Genomic DNA, 21,390 nt, shown 5'->3' with positions numbered 1-21,390 from the left:
GCCCCGGCTGAAGGTGTTCATTCTGTTTATGAACGATGTATTCACAGATGTCACACTTAAACTGGAGCTTGTGAACAACAGGTTTGCCAGCTTCTTCCTCCACATGATCAGTCGAAGTAACGGCACTCTCCTCACAATGATGGTGCGCAGCCTGAATAGCAAAAAGGCTTGAAAAAAGGCACAGCATAAACAGAGCCGAGACGCTATTAAAGCGTCTTATGCAGGACATCGTATTAGGCTCTTTTCTGTACATGCAACAAAGATGCAAATTATTTATTACAAGAAATAGAGATATTATGGATTTTGATCCACATCGAAAATTTCTTAAAACAATAGCAAGGGCTTATAAAGTTGAGAAAGGAGCCACTGACATATTGGACTTAAAGTTTTTGCTAATGTTGCGTCTGAAAATAAAACAGGGCTTCTACCGCGTATAGAAGCCCTGTTTTATTTTTATTCTTCTGCCTATAACACTGTTAAATAAAACTAAATAATGGGTGTAGGTAGTTTTATCGAGCTTTTAGTAACGTTGCTCCACGTTTTGAATTTAATAATTTACCTAGAAATCATTAAAACTCTACTTCTAAAGGCGACGCTATACGTTTTGCAAAATTACTCAGATAAGCATCCCATGCTTCTTTCGAACTAAACTGTCCGCTCTTTTCCCAGCCGAAGCCAGCGTAGTAAACTAGTTGGTTTCCTTCAGGATGGGCAAGTACAAAAAGGTGGCTTTGATCACTTGTTTCAACACGATAATCCTTTACTTCTTTTACGGCAGATGGGGGCAATACAATAGCAGTACCGAGATAGGCATCATCTATCAACTCCCAATACCGAAACCACCCTTGCTCCTTATTCATTTTCACCTCTCCTTTTTTATCATGCAGTGTAAGGCCGATAGTGACATTTGGCAAAGGCTGGCTGCTCACCAAATTTACTTCGTAACGGGTAAGATTACTTCCAAGGTCTAAGCTGATGCGCTTAGTTTCGGTAATGGTGCGGCTATTGACTTGCCAAGGCTCATAAGTCAATTCAAACACCGTCCGGATTGGACCTTCAGCAATCGTTTTGTAACTGGCAAAATTCTTTGATACATACAGCTGCTCATCTTCCCAAACTCCAAGGCCACCTATGCCCCTGCTGGCTCCTACGTGGTAAGGGTCGTAGCCTTCGCCGCTGTCTTCGTGATACGCTCCAGGACGATCTATGTTGTTCTGATACCACTTGTTTATAATTGGGTAATCCACGCGCTTCAGCCAACCGTCTATGCCACTGGTAAGAGTTCCACCCTGCTCGTTCCGCTCCACCAGCTGTTGCGCTACCGGGCCGTAAGTACGGAAAGCCACGCGGTCGTTTTCCCAGGTGTAGTCGTCGGTGCGTTCGGGTACAAAGCGGGAATATGTGGTAACTTTACTTTTAGGTCGTTGTGTTCTGGCATTTGTGGCGCCTGTCAACGTAAAAGTTTTCTTGCCGTTAGGCTCCATGTCAGTCTGAAACAGGATCTCATCTACCTTTCCGTCACCATCATTGTCTACAGTCTGGCTTACCAGCACTTGCTTTGTATCATTATCATTCACTAGCAGGTTTTCTGCACCAAACTTTTCTACCAGTTCACCAAAATTAGTCACGGCTATGCTTACAGTCTCTGACTTCCGTTCTAGGGCCAACTTATTTGTTACAGTAAATGATAGGCTATTGCTATTTTGTTGGCATCCGCTCACTGCAGCCGTACAAAAATATATGGCTCCCCAGGCTGCATGCTTTACATGCTTAGTAAATCTCATGTTATTATTTGTAGCTACAGGTTGCGTTGTAATACTTTTTTAAAGAAACGGCCCTGGCGAGATGGTGTAAAATTAAAATCTTCAATCATGGCCGGAGACCAGGATGGATCAAAACACCAGACGGTATAAGAGACACCTTTTTTATCAAAATAATTTATAATGGCTTCTGCATATGTCTCATCACCGATAACAGGTATGTGTTCACCACGCTCGCCGGCACCTACAAATCCGAACTCAGTTGCAACAATAGGATAATGATCGGCTACCTTGCCCCAATCTTCCTCCCACTTTGGTTCCCATGGCTGCGATCGCTTCTGCGGATAAGGGTGCGTAACGTACGCTACATTTAGGTGCCTTACCGGATTTTCAATTACTTCATCTAGTAAATAAGCCCAGTTCATGCCAGCCACCAGATATATCTTTTCGTCATCAACCGAGTTAATTTCAGCAATAAGCTTTTCCATTACCGGCTGCCAGGTCTTCCAGCTTAACTCACCGAATTTTCCTTTATCGTCGGTAGGCTCATTATATAATTCGAAAAGCGCTGCAGTAGTATTTCCTTTGTATCTGCCGGCTACCGTTTTCCAGAAATCAACTGTTTCTTCCCACGAAGTGGCGTAGTTTGGAGAAGGATATTTGTCTTGCACGAGGTTTCCGATGGAATGCCAGTCGATGATGACATACAGGCCTGTTGCTTCTGCCATTGCCATACCCTTATCCAGCAGTTCCAGGTAGGCTTCAGGACCGCGTCGGCGCCACGCACCCGGATGCACGGCAAAACGAACCACATTACACCCCCAATTACTAGCCTCCTGGAAGAACTCCAGGTTCCAGTGCCCCTCTGTATCCAATTTATCCGGATCGGCAAAACTCACACCTTCGAGACGCACGGTTTCCCCCTTACTGTTTGTAAAAACGTTTCCACTGACTTTTAGAGCAGGTAGACCATTAGAGGCCTCTTCCTCTTTTTCAGTTTGAACTTTTGCAGCTTGTGTACAGGATACACCCCCTAACAATAAGATGATGTACAGAAACAATAAATTACTTTTCATGATAAAATTTTAAACATAATGGATGAAAAATTAATTGGAGATTCTTCTGGCCGTAAAACATTTAGCTTTGGAGGAATTGTATATGGTATTCCTTTTCTTACTTTAGCATTGAAGAACTATTGGGTTTGTTTGTTACAGTAAATTTACCTTTGAGCCGGATGTCCTGCGAGGAGCTTCCTACACGGATTTCGAAATCACCAGGCTCCACTACCCAGTTCATGTCTCGGTCGTAGAGTGATAAATCATTGGGACGCAGCAGAAAGGTAATTGTCCGGCGCTCGCCCGGTGCCAGTGTAACACGCTCAAATCCACGGAGCTGACTTTCGTAGGTGGTAACACTACTTATCATATCGCGCACGTATAACTGCACTACCTCGTCGCCTTTTACCTTGCCAGCATTTCTTACCTCCAGCTGCACCGTCACTTCGCCTGTGCTTTCCTGTTTGTTTGGTATAATCACCAGCTTTTCGTATTCGAAAGTAGTATAGCTTAAGCCATACCCGAAGGGATACAAAGGCCCGTTAACCCTAGTTTTTCCGTAGCCGTTGTTCCCCGAAGCAGGCTGGTCGGCATGGGAGCCTGGTTTAAATGGAAAATTCATTTCAAGCTGCCCGACTGATTTTGGAAAAGTGACAGGAAGTTTACCGCCTGGGTTGTAATCTCCGAAAATGGCTTCTGCAATGGCTGTTCCTGCCGAGGGGCCAGGAAACCAGGCTTCCAGGATTGCTGGCAGATGCGCATCTGCCCAGTTCACAGTAAGAGGCCTGCCGTTGATTAATATTACAATAACAGGTTTACCTGTGGCATGCAGCGCTTGTAGCAGTTTTTCCTGGTGGCCCGGCAGGTCGAGGCTTGTACGACTCAGGCTTTCTCCTACCCGCTCCTCGTCTTCGCCTACTACTGCAATAACCATATCCGACTGTTTCGCTCTGGCAACGGCTTTGGCTATCTGCTCTTCCTCTTTTGCTGTTAGTGCCAGAGGTAGCAATTCTGTGTTAGGCCACCCCTCGTTCACAATATCACAGCCTTTAACATAATCGAACTGCACCTGATTAGTTTGATACTGCTTTAGGCCTTCCAGCACCGATACTCCTTTGTTGTTCGACGGCCCATACCGGCTAACCGTAAACTTCGTTTCATTGGCGAGCGGCCCGGTAACCAAAATCCGGCTTTTCTTATTCTTGTTTAAGGGCAACGTGTTATCACTGTTCTTGAGCAGCACCAGCGATTCCCGGTTCAGTTGCAGGGCAAATTCGGCAGCTTCTTTTGTGTGCACCAGTTTATCGGCCTGCTTCGGGTCCTGCACGTAAGGTTGATCGAATAAGCCTAATTGAAATTTAACCCGAAGGACTTCGCTAACATTTCGGTTTAAGGTTTCAAGTGGCACTTTGCCTTCCTTCACCGATTCCCGGAGATTCAGAATAAAATCTTCTGGTTTACGGAAGTTCGTCCAGACGTTAAGGCCTGCACCAACAGCCTGCTCTATTGCTTCTTTGAAGTCTGCTGCCACATGGTGTTTAGTGGCTATAAATTCAACCGCCTCGCTGTCAGACACTACGTAGCCGTTAAAGCCATACTGCTCGCGCAACAATTCCCGCAGGAAATAATGGCTTCCGGACACTGGAATACCATCCCAGTCGTTATAGCTACTCATGATGCCCAGCGGCTTGGCTTCCTGTACTACCCTTCTAAACGGATAAAGGTAGAGCTGGTGCATCTCTCGGGGTGCCACATGCGGATCGGTGCGGGCATTACCGTCTCTGCCGCCTTTGGGCACACTGTACACGGCATAGTGTTTTAAGGTAGAAGCAACTCCTTCGTTTTGAATACCCGTTACCATCTGTTTCCCCAACTCAGCAATCAGAAAAGGATCTTCGCTATAGCATTCTACCACGCGCCCCCAACGTGGGTCGCGTGCCGGGTCCAGAATTGGTGCATAAACGTTGGTATATCCTAAGGCTTTGGCTTCGCGACCTACGATGTGCCCTGCCTGTCGTACCAGGTTTTTGTTCCAAGTACTACCAATGCCAATGGGAGCGCACAAGGGAGTGGCCCTGTCATGGCAAAGGCCATGAATGCCTTCGTTTGTGAAATCTACCGGTATACCTAAGCGTGTTTCTTCCACAAACCACTTCTGTACGGTATTAATGGCAGCTGCATGCTTGCTATATGGAAAAGAGTACTGACTCTGCGCACGCGGATGGTTGGCAAGGCTGTTCAGGTGCTCATCTATGTTAGCGATTCCGTCCTTCCAGATGGCATCTTTCCATTCGTGCGTTGGCAGCTCGTCTTTCAGCACCCTTCCAAAGCCATACAAAGTCGCCGCCTGGTTTGTTTTTTCTTCCAGCGTCATCTGGCTCAACAGGTCCTCCACCCGGACATCCATAGGCTGTGCCGTATCTTCGAACAGGTCTTTCTTGCCGTTTTTATTGAAGTCGATCCACCCTTTATGGTATATCTTCCGTTTGCTACTTTGCTTTTGGGCAAAAGAGTTGTGGCTGTTGAGGAGGATCATTGTTGCCAGCAGTAAAACCGGCAGGCACTTTTTTTCCATTCGATTTTTGTTGATGGATTTGTTGACTTTCTTTTTTTCCATTCTTATCCCCCTCCCATCATTACCAGGATGCGCATTCGAGCAGTAGCGAAACATCTCTACTATAGTAGCACATCGGCAGAAAATTCATCCTTGCTGCTTGCCGTTACAGGCTCTAGCTCTTTGCGGTAAGGAATGGACGACTGGGCACCCATGCGAGTCACTGAGATGGCAGAGGCCCTGCAGGCAAAAGCGACAGCTTCCTGCATCGTTTTGTTTTCTGCCAGTGCCACCGCTAGTGCCCCATTAAAGCAGTCGCCAGCGGCTGTGCTATCAATCGCCTCTACTTCAGGAGCGGGAATGAGGCCTGAATAGGTTGCATTATGCAGATAGGCTCCCTTGGCTCCAAGCGTAAGAATAATGTTCAATACTCCTAACTCCTGCAGCTTGCAAGCTGCCCTTTTTGCAGTTTCCAGGTCTACTACCCGCACCCCTGTTAGCACCTCTGCCTCCGACTCATTTGGCGTAATCAGGTACAAAAGCGGAAACAGGTTTGATGTTAGCACGCGCGCAGGGGCAGGGTTAAGAAGTACCTTGAGGCCCTTCTCATGGCTTTTCCTGATTACATGTTCTACTGTATTTACTGGTATTTCCAACTGTATCAGTACTAGGGTGTTGCTTTCTACCAGTTCCAGCGCCGCTTCAATATCTTCCGGAAATAGCCGGCCATTAGATCCGGGGGCCACTGTAATGCAGTTTTCTCCCCTTCCGTCTACTTTAATGATGGCCACACCAGAAGGATACTCTGCATCTATTTTGATGAACTTGTTATCAATGGTTTCTTTCTGAAACTGCTGTAAGGCCTGCTTCCCGAAAATATCGTTTCCTACCTTGGTAATAAAAGTTACCTGGCCTCCTAAACGGGCTGCCGCCACCGCTTGGTTAGCACCTTTTCCACCCGGATTCATAAAAAAATTTCCACCAATAACGGTCTCACCTGGCAGGGGAAGCTTAGTAGATTTAATTACCATATCGGTATTAGAACTACCTACTACAAGAATTTTTCCGTACATATTTTACAAGGATAGATATTGATTTTCCCAGCTCAATACAGGCTTTTTCCGTACCTGATCGCTGACTGATGGGCTTCTTATTAAAATTATATAATTAAATGTATATTCTACATTAAAAAAACTGGCAATTGGACATTTCTAAAGGCCATAAAAGACCGTTTATTTTGACTTTTGCTAATTAATTCCCCCTGAAATAAGTATTTCTATCTGCAGACAGCTCCTGATTCTAGACTTTGAATTTAACTATCAGTCGTTTTTTTTAAGCTTAAGAATATCCGGCAGGTAAACAGAACCTTTTCAGCTTGCATACCATTTGGTTGGCAAGGTTAACAAACCAAGAAAGCTATAGCCTGGAACAGATAAATTATTCTAATAAAAAGGGGCTTCCAGAGGCTATTTCAACATTTTTCGCAGAAGGGGCCTTATAACTACCTTTTTTTGAGATAGGCTTTTACTTTCTTGCTGCATTACAAAACGCTCGCAGTAGCTGTACAAATCGCTGAATCTTACTTAGCCAATACTAACTCCTCTCATTCTTAAACAAGAAGAAGCGCCCCATACAACCAATTATTCTAATGAAAAGGGCCTTCCAGAGTAAAAATGATCATTTATAGGCTTGGGCTTCTGTATTGAATTAAACAACTCTTCCCATCGCTGGCTGGTGATAAGGTTGGCTGTTTCTAGTAGCATGAGGCTGCACCCACTGTTCGATCAGTTGAGCAGGTGGTATATGTGCCATAAGGGATTAGTTATATGTTGGTTTCAAGCCTTTGTTCATTCTTTCCAGGCGCAGCATTCCTTCTATAAAATAATAGTCGGCATAGTTGAGTGGCACATCTACCTCGGAGTTATTCGGCATGTGGCCGGTACAATGCATGAGCACGAAATTGTTGTTGCTCTTAGGTTTGGCTAAGTAAGCAGGCGTGGCCAGTGTGGACAACATTTGGGTAGCTGCGCTTTTGTATGCTTCGCCTTTTGCACCAGAGTACCCGCTTAATTCCAATAAGCCGGATGCAGCAATGGCGGCGGCTGAGGCGTCGCGTGGCAAATCCGGACGAGACGGTGCATCAAAGTCCCAGTAGGGTACTTTATCGGATGGCATGTTTTTATGGTTTATAAAGAATTCGGCTATCCCTTGTGCATGTTTCAGAAAACGTTCGTCTTTTGTTTCGCGGTAAGCTACTGTAAAGCCATACAGTCCCCAGGCCTGCCCTCGGGCCCAGGCAGAGGCATCTGCATAGCCTTGGTGGGTTTGCTTTATTCTTGCTTTTCCGGAAACAGTATCGTAGTCTATAACATGGTAGCTGCTAAAATCTGGGCGAAAGTGGTTATTTAGTGTGGTGATGGCGTGTTGAGTGGCAACAGCTGCATAAATAGGATCTCCGGTTTCTTTTGAGGCCCAGTATAACATCTCCAGGTTCATCATGTTATCTATAATAACTGGGAACTGCCAAACCTCCTTGTTAAAATCCCATGAACGAATGGCTCCTGTTCTTTCGTCGAACCTCGACATCAACGACTTTGCCCCCTCAATCAGAATATCGCGGTACGCTGGATCTCTGGTGAGGCGGTAGCCGTTGCCGAAGCTGCAGTAGAGCATAAATCCTAAGTCGTGGGTAGTTTTATTGAATTGTTCTTTCGCTAAGCCAGCTGTCCAGTTTCGCGCCATCTTTTCCCAGTTTCTATCTTTTGTGTAATCGTACATATACCAAAGCGAACCTGGGAAAAATCCGCTTGTCCAGTCATCAGAGGTCACAGTGGCTAGGCTGCCGTCCTTGTTGGTGGACCGGGGATAGCGGGTAACGTCGGTGTTTGCCTGGGCCATGGCCTTCAGTTGCTGTTCCACTCTTTGCATGGTCGTTTCTACAGGAATCTTCTCCTGTTGCAGAAACTTAAAACCTAGTACAAGAACTAAGGCTATAATGGCAGTTAAAGGGAGGTAAAATTTCATGATTCTTTTTATTTCTAAAATTTTTATAATCCGCTCAAGTTGCTTTGCTTATTCCCCCCGGCTGCCTTTTCTGCTACGATCTCAAACAACATTCTATCTATTTTCTGGGGCCGCATCACTTTAAAGCTGATGCGATAAATGCTATCCCCCCAGTTCTGGATAATTCCCTGGTCTTCCTTTGCCTCGAGCTTAAGCTTTTCTATTATGGGCTGCATCTGGTCCGGGTTGTATTTCACTATAAAATTCTGGGCCTGCCCTTCTTTTGTTTTATAGTGTATGAGCAGTTCACCGGGCTTTCTGACTTCGGCCGGATAGCATGTCATCAGGTGCTGGGTTAATTCCTTCGCCTGGCCGAGGTCGATGACATCTGTTACCTGAACATTTTTCCCGCGGTTTAGCTTCACGGTACGATGCCAACTGTTAATGCCAGCTTCAGCCGGGTAAGCACCTGCCATATTTAATGTAAACGCTGCAAAGGTTTTCCCTTGGTTATACAGCACCTGTGTCGCTTTATACTCCCTGCCTGGCAGTTGTGTTAGCCCGTTTATAGTGGGTGTGTTATGGTAATCGGAGCAGTTACTCCAGATTTCGTAGCGTCCCGTCTTGCTGAACGTCTTACTCGTGTAGGTGCCGCGGCCAGCATCTATCAGCAGCGGTTGCCCGTTGTAATACACCACATAATTGCCAATGTCGTTGTGGTTGTGGCTTTCGTCGTTATGGCCACCTTTGGCAGCTACATAAAAGCCTTTGGTTGAGCCGCCGTTGTCGCGGGCCATCATGACCTGCAGGTCTGGCAGCCATACGTCTTTAGGTAGGGGAAGCCGCTTTTTTGCCTGTCGGAATTCCTCCTGCATAAAAAGGCTGAAAAAATTTCTGAAATAATGGAAGCGCTCCAGTTGCCCGTCCACCGGCTCGTGATAATAAGCTCCAAACTGCATCATGTCGGTGTCTTTTATATCTTTTCCGTACCGGTAAATCATTTCGGCCGACATTGTAGGATTTGGAACGGCATCTGCAAAATTCAGGAACTGATTGCTGCTTATCTGGGCACGATATATAAACTTACCCATATTCTTAAACTTCTCATTCTGGTACACATAGCCAAAAGCGTTGTTGCTGGCCAAGTTCAACAACGAGATATTATCATATAAAGCAGCAGAGGCATGGTCCCAGTAGCCCGGCCCTTCGTCACAGCCTCCATCAGGGTAGTAAGGGTCCAAGAACTCGTCCAGAACCTGAAGCGCCTTATATACCATGTCGCTTCTTTTCAGTTCATCTTTCTCCAGCAGTAGAGCCGAATTTAGCCAGTTCGATGTAATCCAGGGATTCCAGTTGTTTGGGGGCCTGCCATCGTCACCACTTGCCATCCAGAAATGCTTTGTCGTCATAACAGGCTCGAACATCCGCTTATTTACTTCATGATAAATCCTTTTGCGGATTTGGGGCGAAACAGCATCCAGCTTTTCTCCTAGAAAATAATCTACCCATGCCAGGTATACTGCGGTTTCAGCGGCGAACAGATCTACAAACGGATCAGCTACATTAATAAGGCCTGCGTGCTCCGGGGTGCTGGGCAGGTGCGCCGGCACTCCCCAGAAAGATTCCTCACAAATAGACCACACCCCATTGATAATGGGATCGATAAAACGGCCTTTGTTCTCATAAATTTCAGCCAGAAGCAGCGTACCCAGCACTTTTCTTTTTGAGAAGCTGATATTCTGGTACTCGTCCCGGTCGCCTGTTCGCACAATCAGAAGCGATTTGGTTGCAGGAATTGATGGCCATTCATAATCCAAAAATTTTTCAGCCTCTTTTAAGTAGGCTTCCATTGCTTTTTGATCTGCATTTGCCCAACCATCCCGGTTCTGTAACCTCGGGAAAGGTTCCCAGCTTGCCATTGGTATAAGCTTAGCCTTTAATTCATCTTTAGTGAATTTGCTGCTTAGCAGTTTTTTCTCCTGTGCCTGCCCTTGCAGCCAGACCAGAATAAAAACGAACAGAAACAATCTTTTTATCATGTTATACCTTCAGCTGTTTATTGTTATTGAATTAGAGGAGGCACCTTACTTTATGCGCCTGGGCTTTTCAAAATCTTTTGTCATGTTATAGGGCAGTTCCCACACCTTTTTTCCATTTTTGTTCGAGAAGTATAGCTTCGATTCAGAAAACTTATCTGCATTTCCGTCTGCCCAAAAGGCATAAAAATCGGGGTGGGCAGCTAAGGGCCTGCGGGCGTAGGAATGGTTGCGAGAGCTATTATTAGTCAGGTTGCGTTTCTTTTTCCAATCTTTCCCGTTGTTTTTACTTACCCAGAGCGCCATTTCGCCACCTGTGCCATACAGCTGAGGACCAGGCTCAGTAGGCCCTATAATTTCCCAATAGTCGTTGTTGATGTAGAGCGAACCCATATCGTAATTATGGGTCGACTCCAACACTTTGCGAATATTCCACTTGCCATATTCCCAGTGTATAAGCTGCCACTCGTGCGGGTTGCCTTTCGGCCCGGGCTGATGATGGTTGCTAATAACAGCCAGTATAACAGGGTTGCCGTTCTTATCGAAGTTCAGGTCGTTGAGGTACACCAGCTTGCCTTCAGCTTCATAAGGATGCACCAAAGCTGCATTCTGCACAGCAGTTAAGGGAGTAGAAACTGGTTTGCCATCTACGGTAGTCCATGTATTACCCAGGTTCTCTGTTTGAAGCAGGTACAGGTTGGTTCGCTTGTCGGCATTGTTACCCGGCAGGTAATTAAACACTGACACAAGTTTGTTTCCCTGCATGCCTGATAGTTGGTAATGCCCACCCATGCTGGCCAATTTTTGACCAGGTGCCCAGGTCCTGCCGTCGGCGCTGGTGTTCCAATACAGTTCCCGACCCTTAGTATAGCGGGTAAACAAGTGCACAAACCCTTTTCCCGGCACCCACCAGGGCTGCGGATATGTCATGTCGCCTTTGTACATCTCATCAAAAGCATCGATCTCGTATGGGCGACGGCTTTTAAAAATGAAACCTAATCTGGTAACGTTACGGCCACTTACAAACACCCAGATATAACCCTGGGCATCTATGGCAACAGAAGCATTATCGTGTGGGTCATCTACGCCAGCTTTATCATGTACCACAACTGGTTTAGGTACTATGCCTTTGTTATGGTCATAGTAAGAAAGCATAATCAGCAGGTGTTTCTCATGCTGCTGGCGGGTGCCTCCGTAGACGAAGAATGTTTTGTTAACTTCGGGTGCATAAATAGCCACCGGATTGTGGTTGGCAGTGTAGGTGCCAAGCCCACCTGAATATTTATCTCCATACTCTGAAAACTGCCCCAATGTAAACCAGATGCCTTTGTAGCCGTCTGCCTTTATATTCTGTGCCCCTACAATTTCCGGCACCAGTATCAACAGCAGATAAGCATAAATTAGGTACTTATAACTTAGTCTATTCATTCAAACAAAATTTGGGGTTATCGTTCCTACTAGTGTAATAGCAGGAGTCGCTATTTTTTTGTTGGTTTGGCTATAGTATATTTTTCCAGTACTTTCATTTGGGGCTGATCTTTGCCTTCACGGGGCTCCACTGCCATAAAGTGTTTTCCCCACCACGGCCCGGCTGCCCAGTAGGTGCCACCAACACCATTTTGCTGGAGGTACTGAAGCAGGTTATCTAATGTTACCAGCCACCTTTCATCCTTATCCGGGATGCCGTACTCCCCAATAAAACCTCTAAACTTATTTTGCTGCAACCATTCCACAAAAGGCCTTGCCCGCTCTACACCCCTGTCAGGGCTGCCTCCTTCTTCTTCGTAGCTTTTAGGATATGTACCGGAACCATCGGCATCAAAATAGAGGTGCGCTTCAAAGATCAGGTTGCGCGACGGGTCTTTTAAATTTTTAAGATTGTCGCTGTATTGTAACCATTTGGCAGCAGAACTCCAGTGATCTCCTCCTACTACAATGGGAGTTGTTTTGTCTGTTTCTCTTATTTCGTTGATGCTTGCCTGTGCAATAGAGAACCATGGAGTGGCAGGCAGCATATCATAAGGTTCGTTCATGAGACCATAGCCCCAGATATTGTCATAGTCTTTAAACTCATTTGCCAGCCTCCCCCAGAGATCGGCTAAGGCGCCTGTTGGTAGTTCCGGCGATCCTATCAAAAGATATTTACCATTGACATTTCGGCGGCAGTAGTTGTGCAGGTCCAGTAGCACCCACTGGTTCCGGACTCTGGCTCCATCCACTACTGATTTTAATCGTGCAAGCTCCACCTGGTCGAGGTCTGCGTTCAGCGAGTGCTGTATCCTATCCCACTTAAATGGCAGTCTTATGAGCGAGAAATTCTTTGACTTCATGTAATCTAGCTGCTTACTAGTAGGGTATGTGTAGTCTACACCAAAAACACCTGGTTTATTTTTACCAAAATCGGCACCGGCCTGGTTTAACCCGAAAAACATGGTGCCTTTATCGGTCATTGCGGGAAGGGCTTTCAGTTCATACCTGTGGGGAATTGGCTGGCTTAAAGCATACATGGAGTCTCGAAGTTCCACCAACTTTGCTTCCATTGCCTTTTCCTGGGGCTTTAATACCAAATAGTTAGTGAAGTACTTTTGGGCTTCGGCATATTTTCTGCCGTCGTTTGTGTTAAGAAAGTTTAGCCTGTTCGTTATAAATTCCTCAACTGTTGCTGTTTCTGCATCCCAAAGCTCTGCAGGCAGGTGGCGGTATTGCACCCACTTAATGTCGCGAAGCTGGTGCTGCACAGTTCTATAACTTGCGGCAATATCTTTCACCTTCAGGGCCTGCTGGTACTGTGGACTGTGACGGTAACTGGTCAGATTTACTCCTTCGGCCAGCTCGTTGTGATTAAAGGTGGCAATAAAGGTTTCGTCTATGGAGAGAGAGTATCTGCCTTTTTTCAGTTTTGAAACCTTCAGCATCTCCCGGTTCAGCTGCTCATTAAATGGAATCAGGCTCAGCGCCAGGTTTGTCTGTGGTTCATCTGCCAGCGGAAAAGGCAGGCTTTCTGCTTTTAGCTCAAATGAAACAGTTCCTTTACCTGTTTTAAGTGCGGAAATGGTGCAGTTCGTGCTTTCCTTCACAGCGCCTTTCTCTATGGTTACTGCCGCTACCGTTTGTGGTGCATTTGTCTCCTTCAGGAACTGGTAGGCCATAATCAGGTCACCGGTAGCCCATGGGTGAATCCTGTCTATGCTGATGATGGTGGAGGCCGGATCGCGTTGCTGTAGCCGCTGATTTGTTTCATTCATGAAACCGAAGTAATCCACCACTTGGGCATTATATTTTTTTGCCAGTTCTTCTACAATCTTTGTACACTGCTGCAGCGCATCGTTTACACCTGCATGATTGTCGGTAGCTAACCGGGCGGTTTGGTCGTAAATAGTTGGCTGCTGCAGGATGATCTTTGTTCCTGTCTGCGACAACTTTTGAAGTACTTTATCCAGGTGGTTGCGGTAATTTGAAATAGCCTCCTGCTTTTTCTGCACCAGCCCCTCCTCCCATTGTCGCGATGGTGCATATAATGCCCTGTTCACATCATTCATCCCGGCCATTAGCACCGACCAGTCCGCCTGCTTTGGGATAATTTCACTGTCTAGGCGCCTGAAAATATCGTTAGCGTTGTCGCCACTGATGCCTGAGTTATAAAAGGTAACTTTCTGATTAGGAAAGCGGGTAGCATAGTAAAGCAGCACATGGAGGTGGTACTCGCCGCCATGTGTAATGCTATTCCCGATAAAATTAATTTTCTCTCCAGATTTAAACAAAGAGCCTTCTTGTACCTGTGCATACCCAGGTACAGAGTGGAGTAGCGCCAGGAACAGGCTTACTATTATTTTTTTAAGGGTCATAAGAAATGTATTAATGTCAATGCCAAACAATTCTAAACATGGATTGCACATGCCTTACCGCCACAGTGGCAAATGGAAATGGCAACCAAAATTTAAAGCGATTGTTACCCGCATTGAAAACGGATTACCAAGAGTCGTTAGAGCTAAAGGTGGGGGAACAACAACACTTGTAGCGTTCCCCCTTAAGTTTTATTTAAGCTGAGCACTCTAATAACTACAAAGAGCACTTACCCATGAATTTTATTAAAGAGCATACCGCTTGATACTGATGCGCGCAGACTTATTTGTATTATCAACTGCATTTACAAAAATGTAGGCTCTATACTTACCATCAGCAGTTTCCACCCAGGCTCCTGATTCAGCTTTCATGTTAATTCCATAATTTGGAGCATCAGAAAGGTCAAGCTGCTGAAAGTCCAGGTCATCGATAAAAATCCCAAACTGCAGGCGGGCTAACTGTTGATCTCTCAGCCCCCATGCTTTTCTTAACCTGGTGCTTTTGTTTACACCAGCGGGAAGCGCCACGGATGGCAGGTATTGAGGATCAGCGGCAGGCGATACAAGTGAATGAGCAAAAGTGACACTGGGCATCTCACGATAAAGGTATACCAGGTCTATGTTGCCAGGATTGGCAGCGGCTGCGGTTTCATCGTAAACTGCCATATCTGCAATAGAGATGTAACTATTCTCTCCATCTTTTACATTTAAGTCGAGTACCATATCCATTCTGGAGACATCGTAAGGTCCCATGGAGTAAGACACATTTTCACCAGTACTGCTGATTGCCGAAAAAGTAAAAGTTACCTTTTGCCCACGGGCAGCCTCTGGTACAACATAATAATAGCGGAGAGTAGCAGCACAAGTATCGGCAGTAAAAGCCACCCTGCTTTTATTACCTTCTGTTACTGAAGGCTCCCCTACTATCACGCCAACATCTACACGGCTTAGATTAGTATGGTAAGACTGGTTGTCCAGGTAGGTTCCCGGAGCTCCAGGAATAGAAGCTTCCACCTGGGCCGACAAAATCTTACCTTTTACTTGCGGCAGCGCCATAGCATAGGCGAATTCCATATTTTTGCCGATCAGGTTAGGGCCCAGGTTACGTTTAATTGCCGTATTCTGGAAATCAGAACTTAATGTTGGAATAGCGTATTCTTCTTCCTTACAGGCTCCCATTAGCAGAAGCAACGACAGCAGGTACGAAAGTCTGATGAGATGTTTACGTTGCATAATCATTTCTTTTATTAGCCTATAAATCTACTGTTGAACTGAAACTCGGACGGTATAAGGCTTTCTGACTTGCCTGTTACCGGAAACCACTGTAAATACTTTGGGTTCATCCAAATTAGAAAAGTCCATTTTGCCGGTAATCTTTGGATCAAGTTTAGCATCTGTTACCAGTGAAAACTGCGGGTAAACATTTCGCAGGTCCGTACCAAAAAAGACTTCCACATCTATAGTGCAGGCAACGGTGTCTATAACTGGGTTTTTACTTCGTACGGTTTGAAGATCGGAACCCAGCAATTCGAAATTACTTACATAACATTGTGCCCTCTTTGTGATAAGCAAGCCATCCTCATCAATAGGGAAATCATCTTTGCAACTAACCCATACAAGGGGGAATAGCATACAGAGCGTTAATACTTTTATAAATCTTTTCATGTTAAACAATTTAAAATTTCTTACAGATACCTAACAGTTCCTTGCTTATAGCCACGGCGTATTCTGAGTTAGATTCGGGTTACGGTCACGCTCCCCTGGCGGAATTCTAAAAATGTAGTTTTGCTGGTACTCCCGCTCCTGCGTATTTTGGTAGTAGCGCTCTACATTAGAGCCATAGGTGTTGATGCTCCATACGCCCTCTCCACCAGGCTGCCCCCATACCCGCTCAAGTGCTCTCCACCTCCTAAGATCGAAGGCACGGTGCCCCTCTCCGTAGAGCTCAATAATACGCTCCTGTTCGATGGCAGCAAAAAAGGCTTCTTTACCACTTACCTTGTCGGCTCCCAATGGCGGCAAGTTTCCTCTGTGCCTTACCCTATTCACTAATTCTATCGCATCTGCCTGCGGACCATTCACAGCATTTGTGGCCTCGGCATACATAAGATAGACATCTGCCAGTCGCATTACAGGCCAGGCGAAGTCGCCTTCACTACGGCCTTGTCCTGCATAGTTGCGGACAAACTTTCGGAACACATATCCTGAGTTGGTTCCATCGGTGTTATAGGTAGTATACTCTACTCCGTCAATAACAACTTTCGCTCCCCAGGTTCTGAAAATAAAAGGCACCATGCCAGTTTCTTTCAGGGAGTTCATGCCCATGCTCATTTCATAATCCCACATAATAGAAGACTTCATGCGGTAGTCGCGATTAGCATAACTCTGCGGGTTAACTGCTGAGTTAGGTGTAGTTCTAGCTCCAGGAATATTAGCATCCATTGGAATCAGCTTTGGAGCAAAATCACCTGTTAAGGTAGATTGGTACCTGTCCGCTATCTCATACCGAGGCGACACCCAAACCTGTGAATTCTCGTGTGATCGACCTGCGAAGTCGCGCATCAATTCTTCGCCTTGTCCCGTTCCTACCCCACCGTGCGTAAACGACATAATCATTTCTGGATCACCGTTCGCAATTGGGGTAAATAGATAGTAGTAGTTTGGTAGTACATCTGCCTTACCCAACTCACCAACATTGCCTGGCTCACCACCGCGGAAAAGAGTGAGGCCAAAATTGTCTATGACCGCTTTAAAATCTGCAGCTGCAGCAAGGTAGGCTACATCGGCGGCCGCGGCGTCAGGCTTGAAATTTTCCAGCTCCGGCCAGCCAAATTTGTTCCAGCTAGCCCAATAAAGCTGTAGCTTACCTCGGAAAGCAAGGGCCGCTGGTTTACCTGCCCGACCAACTGCAGTAGGCTTTATCGGAAGCTTTTCATACGCATAGGTAAAGTCAGCCATGATAGAATCTTTTACCTGTGCTATAGGCAGTCGGGCAAGAGTTGCAACTTCAGAATTATCGAATACCTGGTGTCCTATATAAGGTACATCGCCCCACATAGAAATAAGCCGAAAATAAACCATACCTCTCAGCAGGCGTGCTTCTGCAATTACAGTCTCCAGTTCTGCAACGCTTCCAGGAGTGGCTGTAGGCAGCATGCGTTTCACATTATCTATAACATAGTTGGTTCTGTGAACGCCACCGTAAAGAAAACGGTACATATCGTCGAAGCTGCTGGCATAGCCAGTAGGCCTGAAGTTGCCATTGGTATAGGCAGCTCCAAGTCTTAAATTGCCACTAGTACTAGCGCTAACACCTCTTATTCTTACAAATTCAGTCTGCCCCTCAAAATAGTAATCCCGATCAAAGAGTGGCCTTACCGCAGCATAGGCTCCGTGCAGGGCATAGGTGGCATCTTCCGTAGTTTTCCAGAAGGCCGCAGCACCTAATTGGTCAGTTGGCTGCTGATCCAGCAAATCATCTTTGCACGAACTCTGGCAAAGCATCATAGCTGCCACAACAGGCAGAAAAAATATTTTGGATTTAATTCTTAATCTATTCATGACACCAACGAATTTTATAGGCTCAGATTAACACCTAATGAGTATGATTTTACAATTGGATACAGATCGTTTCTGTTGCCTTCCTTTTCCGGATCAAGTCCTCGGAATGAGGTAAAGGTTTTCAGGTTTTCAGCTGATCCGAAGATGCGCAAACTTTTAATTCCCGCTTTGCCTAGCAGTGTTTTAGGCAGGTTGTAGCCCAGTTGCAGGTTCTTGATTCGCAAGAAGCTCATATCATCGAGCCAAAACGTTGTTTCCACCTGGTTAGAAGTTCCGTTCAGGCGTGGCCATGCTCCCTGCCGATTCTCTACCGACCAAGGGTTGTTCCAGTGTTCCCAGGTAGAGGCATAACGGCTGGATGGAAGGTTAACTGTGTTGTGGTTATTGAGCCAGTAGTCTTTACGGCCGGCAGAACCTTGCAGGAACACCACTAAATCAAAGTTTTTCCAGGCAACATTCGTATTCAAGCCAAAATTAGTGGAGGGCCTGTCTCGCTGCACATTCGGATAAGCTTTTCGGTCGTTGTCGTCGATACGGCCATCACCATTCAAATCTTCGCGTAAAATGTCACCTGGAGAGGCGCCTTGTGGCGTTGCATTATAAATATCCTGCCAGGTTTGGGCGATACCCAAATCTTCATAAGAATACAGGAAATGGTATGGCATATCAATAAAAGTATTGCCTCTGCCCAGGAACTCGTTCCACAGTTCCAGCCTGCTTCTATTGAAGGATGCATTTAGGCTGGCGCCGTAGCTAAACTGACCAATTCTGTCTCTCCAGGTTATGTTGGTTTCAATTCCGCGGTTCCGGAGGTTACCTATGTTTCTCCGGGGTGCATTATAAGCACCTCGCAACAAAATAGACAAATCGGAAGGCCGATTCATACCAGTAGTTAAGCGATCGTAGTAATCGACTTCAGTTGTTAAGCGATTATTGAGGAAGGACAAATCTAAACCCAGGTTAAATACGTTAGTCTTTTCCCAGGAAAGGTTTCTGTTTACCATCTGGCTGTATACAAACCCTTTCACAATATTGCCGCCAATCATGTAGTTGTTTGCACTTAGAATTTCCTGTTGCTCGTAGCGATTTACACCGCTGTTATTACCCAGGCTACCATAAGAAGCACGAAGCTTACCATCTGTAATAACTCTACCGACCAAACCACTCAGGAACTTCTCTTCCATGAATCGCCAGCCAACCGACGCAGATGGGAAGAAACCGTAGCGGTGTCCATCCAAAAACTTAGAAGAACCATCGTAGCGGAAGGAAGCCTCAAAGAGGTATTTATTGAACGCAGCATAATTTAAACGACCTACATAAGAGCGCAAACCTTCAGCACTGGATGTTCCTCCGGTTGTCTGAACATCAGTTAAGGCTGCGTCGATTTCGCGAAGGGACGGATGCAAGCGGTCGTTTCTTGAACTTGATTGGGACCGCTCATACCAGTACTCTTCACTATACACACCAAGGGCTCTGAATTCATGGTTTTTACCGAAAGACTTGTTATAATCCAGTCGCCCAGTGAACATGGTTTTGTGTCCGGTATCTGTAAAGTTTTGCACTGGCGCGTTAGGTCCCACATATACACGGCTTCCGTAGGAGTCTGTCTGAAAGTTGTAAGCCCGGTTAGGTATATCTGCTCGCGAAATAAATTGGTTATTGTAATTAATGGCATAATCTACACGCGCTTGCAAACCCTCAATTGGTGACCAATCAAAGAACATGGTACCATTCGCCTCCTGACGTTCCTGCTTCGTCATGTTATTCACAAAAACAGTGTAGGGATTAAAAGCCTGTGGGTCTTCTCCGTAGGCCATTACCCCGCCAAAATGACCGGATACTGGATCGTACGGCAGGATACCAGCCACTGCAAATTGCATATCATACCCATTACTAGCACCACCGTCTGTAAAGCCTTCCCCGAAAGAATAATCAAACCTGGAGCTATTCCCGTTCAGCTTTACTCCTACGTTCATGTTGTGCCTTACCTGGTAATCATAGTTAATGCGGGCGTTATATTGCTTATAGTCATTATTAATTTGAAGACCCTTTTGGTCTAAAGCCCCCACTGAGATGTAGAAATTGGAACCGTCGGTACCGCCGGATGCAGAAAGGTTGTGGCGCTGAATAGAACCATTTCGCATCATTACATCCCACCAATCAGTGTTTGGGTAACGTATTGGGTCTATCATGCCTAATGCCATCCATTGGTCGATGGTGCCGTACCGAAAGTTCAGGTTCTCTGGTAAGGTGTTAACAGAGGCAGCACGCTGATGCACGGTAAGCGCACGAGCATAATCCGACATAAAATCATAAGCTTTGGTAGGTCTTTCGAGTGCATTGGTACTGGTAAAATTGATCGTTGGTTTCTTCCCCTTCCCAGACTTCGTTGTAATCAAAATTACACCATTCGCTCCCCTTGTGCCATACACAGAGGCCGAGGCTGCATCTTTTAAAACTGAGATCGACTCTACATCATTCATGTCGATGCGGTTAATATCTACATCTGGCATACCATCTACCACAACCAAAGGACTACTGTTATTAACCGTACCCAGACCACGAATTATCAGGCTGGCCTGGTTTCTACCGGCCATACCAGTAGACTGGCTGGCAGCTAAACCAGGCACAAGACCAGCAAGACCAGATGAAACGTTGGGAACTGCACGGCTCGATAACTGCTCATCCACCTTCACCATCGATACAGCCCCTGTTGCGTGAGTTTTTTTCTGAGTGCCGTAACCCACCACGATTACCTCCTCCAGCGTTTTTTGATCTGATTCTAAGGCGACATTAAAAACGGCCTGGTTACCAATAGGAATCTCTTTGGTTGTGAAACCCACAAATGTGAAAACCAAAATTCCAGTATTGTCTGGCACTGATAAAGAAAACCTCCCGTCTACGTCTGTAGCTGTTCCGATTGATGTACCTTTTACCATAACATTAACTCCTGGCAAAGGCCCTCCATCCTTATCTACAACTACTCCACTAATATCAATAGCAGCAAAAGCAGGAAGTCTTACCTCTGTATCTGCAAGGGTGAGAGCGTAAGTATGGGTACCAGGCATAGTTGGAAGGGAGTTGGTCAGGCTGTGTGCACCACTCGAAAAACTCAGGCCAACCAGTGCCGTAGCCACACCCATTCTGCCTATTCTAAGCGTAATTATTTTATGCATACATTTTCATTTTAATAAATAATAGTTAAACCTTAAACTCAAAGGTGATTTCTAAACTTTCTTGCAAATAGGTAGAAGCGGACTTAAAACCTGAACTAACATTTGTTTCTTACTTCAAATAGATATCTCTGATTTGAGGGCAAATACAGAATTATTATTTTAGTTAAATAACTATGTTGCCAGCATAGGCTGCTGTACACTAGAGCTTCCTTTCTACTCTCTCGAACTGTTTTTTATTTTATTATTTCTGCCCACGAGCCCGGACACGGTTCTTTACTTTAGAAAATTAAGTTCTGTAGAAAAGGCGCACACGAATGACCTTCAAAATGTGAATTTGTTTGTGTCACTTCACATATTTGCTAATTGGTTGAATAAATCTACATAAATAGAAATGCACTTTCTT

At 45.7% G+C, this 21,390-nt stretch carries 13 protein-coding genes; 1 reads left to right on the top strand and 12 read right to left on the bottom strand.

Features of this window, described 5'->3' with window-relative positions:
* Window positions 1-28: 28 nt before the first annotated feature.
* On the top strand, window positions 29-172 hold the full coding sequence (locus ACMA1I_RS17710; RefSeq protein ID WP_337069761.1) for a hypothetical protein: 144 nt from the start codon (window positions 29-31) through the stop codon (window positions 170-172).
* Between the two features lie 397 nt (window positions 173-569).
* On the opposite strand, the gene ACMA1I_RS17705 is transcribed toward ACMA1I_RS17710, so the two are convergent.
* From ACMA1I_RS17705 to ACMA1I_RS17650, 12 genes are all read right to left on the bottom strand, one after another.
* Window positions 570-1,667, bottom strand: a complete 1,098-nt coding sequence (locus ACMA1I_RS17705) for a DUF4861 domain-containing protein (protein WP_414703934.1) — start codon at window positions 1,665-1,667, stop codon at window positions 570-572.
* Between the two features lie 131 nt (window positions 1,668-1,798).
* Window positions 1,799-2,836, bottom strand: a complete 1,038-nt coding sequence (locus tag ACMA1I_RS17700; RefSeq protein ID WP_337069759.1) for a glycoside hydrolase family 5 protein — start codon at window positions 2,834-2,836, stop codon at window positions 1,799-1,801.
* 97 nt (window positions 2,837-2,933) lie between these two features.
* A complete protein-coding gene (locus tag ACMA1I_RS17695; RefSeq protein WP_337069758.1) occupies window positions 2,934-5,390 on the bottom strand; it encodes a glycoside hydrolase family 3 C-terminal domain-containing protein in 2,457 nt (818 codons plus the stop codon).
* Window positions 5,391-5,491: 101 nt separating this feature from the next.
* Window positions 5,492-6,442, bottom strand: a complete 951-nt coding sequence (gene rbsK / locus ACMA1I_RS17690) for a ribokinase (protein WP_337069757.1) — start codon at window positions 6,440-6,442, stop codon at window positions 5,492-5,494.
* A 745-nt stretch (window positions 6,443-7,187) separates the two neighbouring features.
* The gene (locus ACMA1I_RS17685; RefSeq protein WP_337069756.1) at window positions 7,188-8,393 is read right to left on the bottom strand and encodes a glycoside hydrolase family 88 protein; all 1,206 of its coding nucleotides are present in this window, start codon (window positions 8,391-8,393) and stop codon (window positions 7,188-7,190) included.
* Between the two features lie 23 nt (window positions 8,394-8,416).
* The gene (locus ACMA1I_RS17680; RefSeq protein WP_337069755.1) at window positions 8,417-10,411 is read right to left on the bottom strand and encodes a heparinase II/III domain-containing protein; all 1,995 of its coding nucleotides are present in this window, start codon (window positions 10,409-10,411) and stop codon (window positions 8,417-8,419) included.
* 45 nt (window positions 10,412-10,456) lie between these two features.
* Window positions 10,457-11,836 carry a BNR-4 repeat-containing protein gene (locus ACMA1I_RS17675; RefSeq protein WP_337069754.1) on the bottom strand — a complete coding sequence of 460 codons (1,380 nt, stop codon included), beginning with the start codon at window positions 11,834-11,836 and terminating at the stop codon, window positions 10,457-10,459.
* Between the two features lie 50 nt (window positions 11,837-11,886).
* Window positions 11,887-14,253 carry a cellulase family glycosylhydrolase gene (locus tag ACMA1I_RS17670; RefSeq protein ID WP_337069753.1) on the bottom strand — a complete coding sequence of 789 codons (2,367 nt, stop codon included), beginning with the start codon at window positions 14,251-14,253 and terminating at the stop codon, window positions 11,887-11,889.
* Between the two features lie 243 nt (window positions 14,254-14,496).
* On the bottom strand, window positions 14,497-15,483 hold the full coding sequence (locus ACMA1I_RS17665) for a DUF4466 family protein (protein ID WP_337069752.1): 987 nt from the start codon (window positions 15,481-15,483) through the stop codon (window positions 14,497-14,499).
* A 27-nt stretch (window positions 15,484-15,510) separates the two neighbouring features.
* Window positions 15,511-15,915, bottom strand: coding sequence for a hypothetical protein (locus ACMA1I_RS17660; RefSeq protein ID WP_337069751.1), 405 nt, complete (start codon window positions 15,913-15,915; stop codon window positions 15,511-15,513).
* A 45-nt stretch (window positions 15,916-15,960) separates the two neighbouring features.
* Entirely contained in the window at window positions 15,961-17,811 is a 1,851-nt protein-coding gene (locus tag ACMA1I_RS17655; RefSeq protein ID WP_337069750.1) for a RagB/SusD family nutrient uptake outer membrane protein, read from the bottom strand.
* A 14-nt stretch (window positions 17,812-17,825) separates the two neighbouring features.
* On the bottom strand, window positions 17,826-20,987 hold the full coding sequence (locus ACMA1I_RS17650; protein WP_337069749.1) for a TonB-dependent receptor: 3,162 nt from the start codon (window positions 20,985-20,987) through the stop codon (window positions 17,826-17,828).
* Window positions 20,988-21,390: the final 403 nt, after the last annotated feature.

The sequence above is a fragment of the Pontibacter sp. 13R65 genome (assembly GCF_047525655.1).
Taxonomy (GTDB): domain Bacteria; phylum Bacteroidota; class Bacteroidia; order Cytophagales; family Hymenobacteraceae; genus Pontibacter.
Note: the sequence above shows the minus strand (reverse complement) of the source record. Positions and strands in the feature narration are given on the sequence as shown.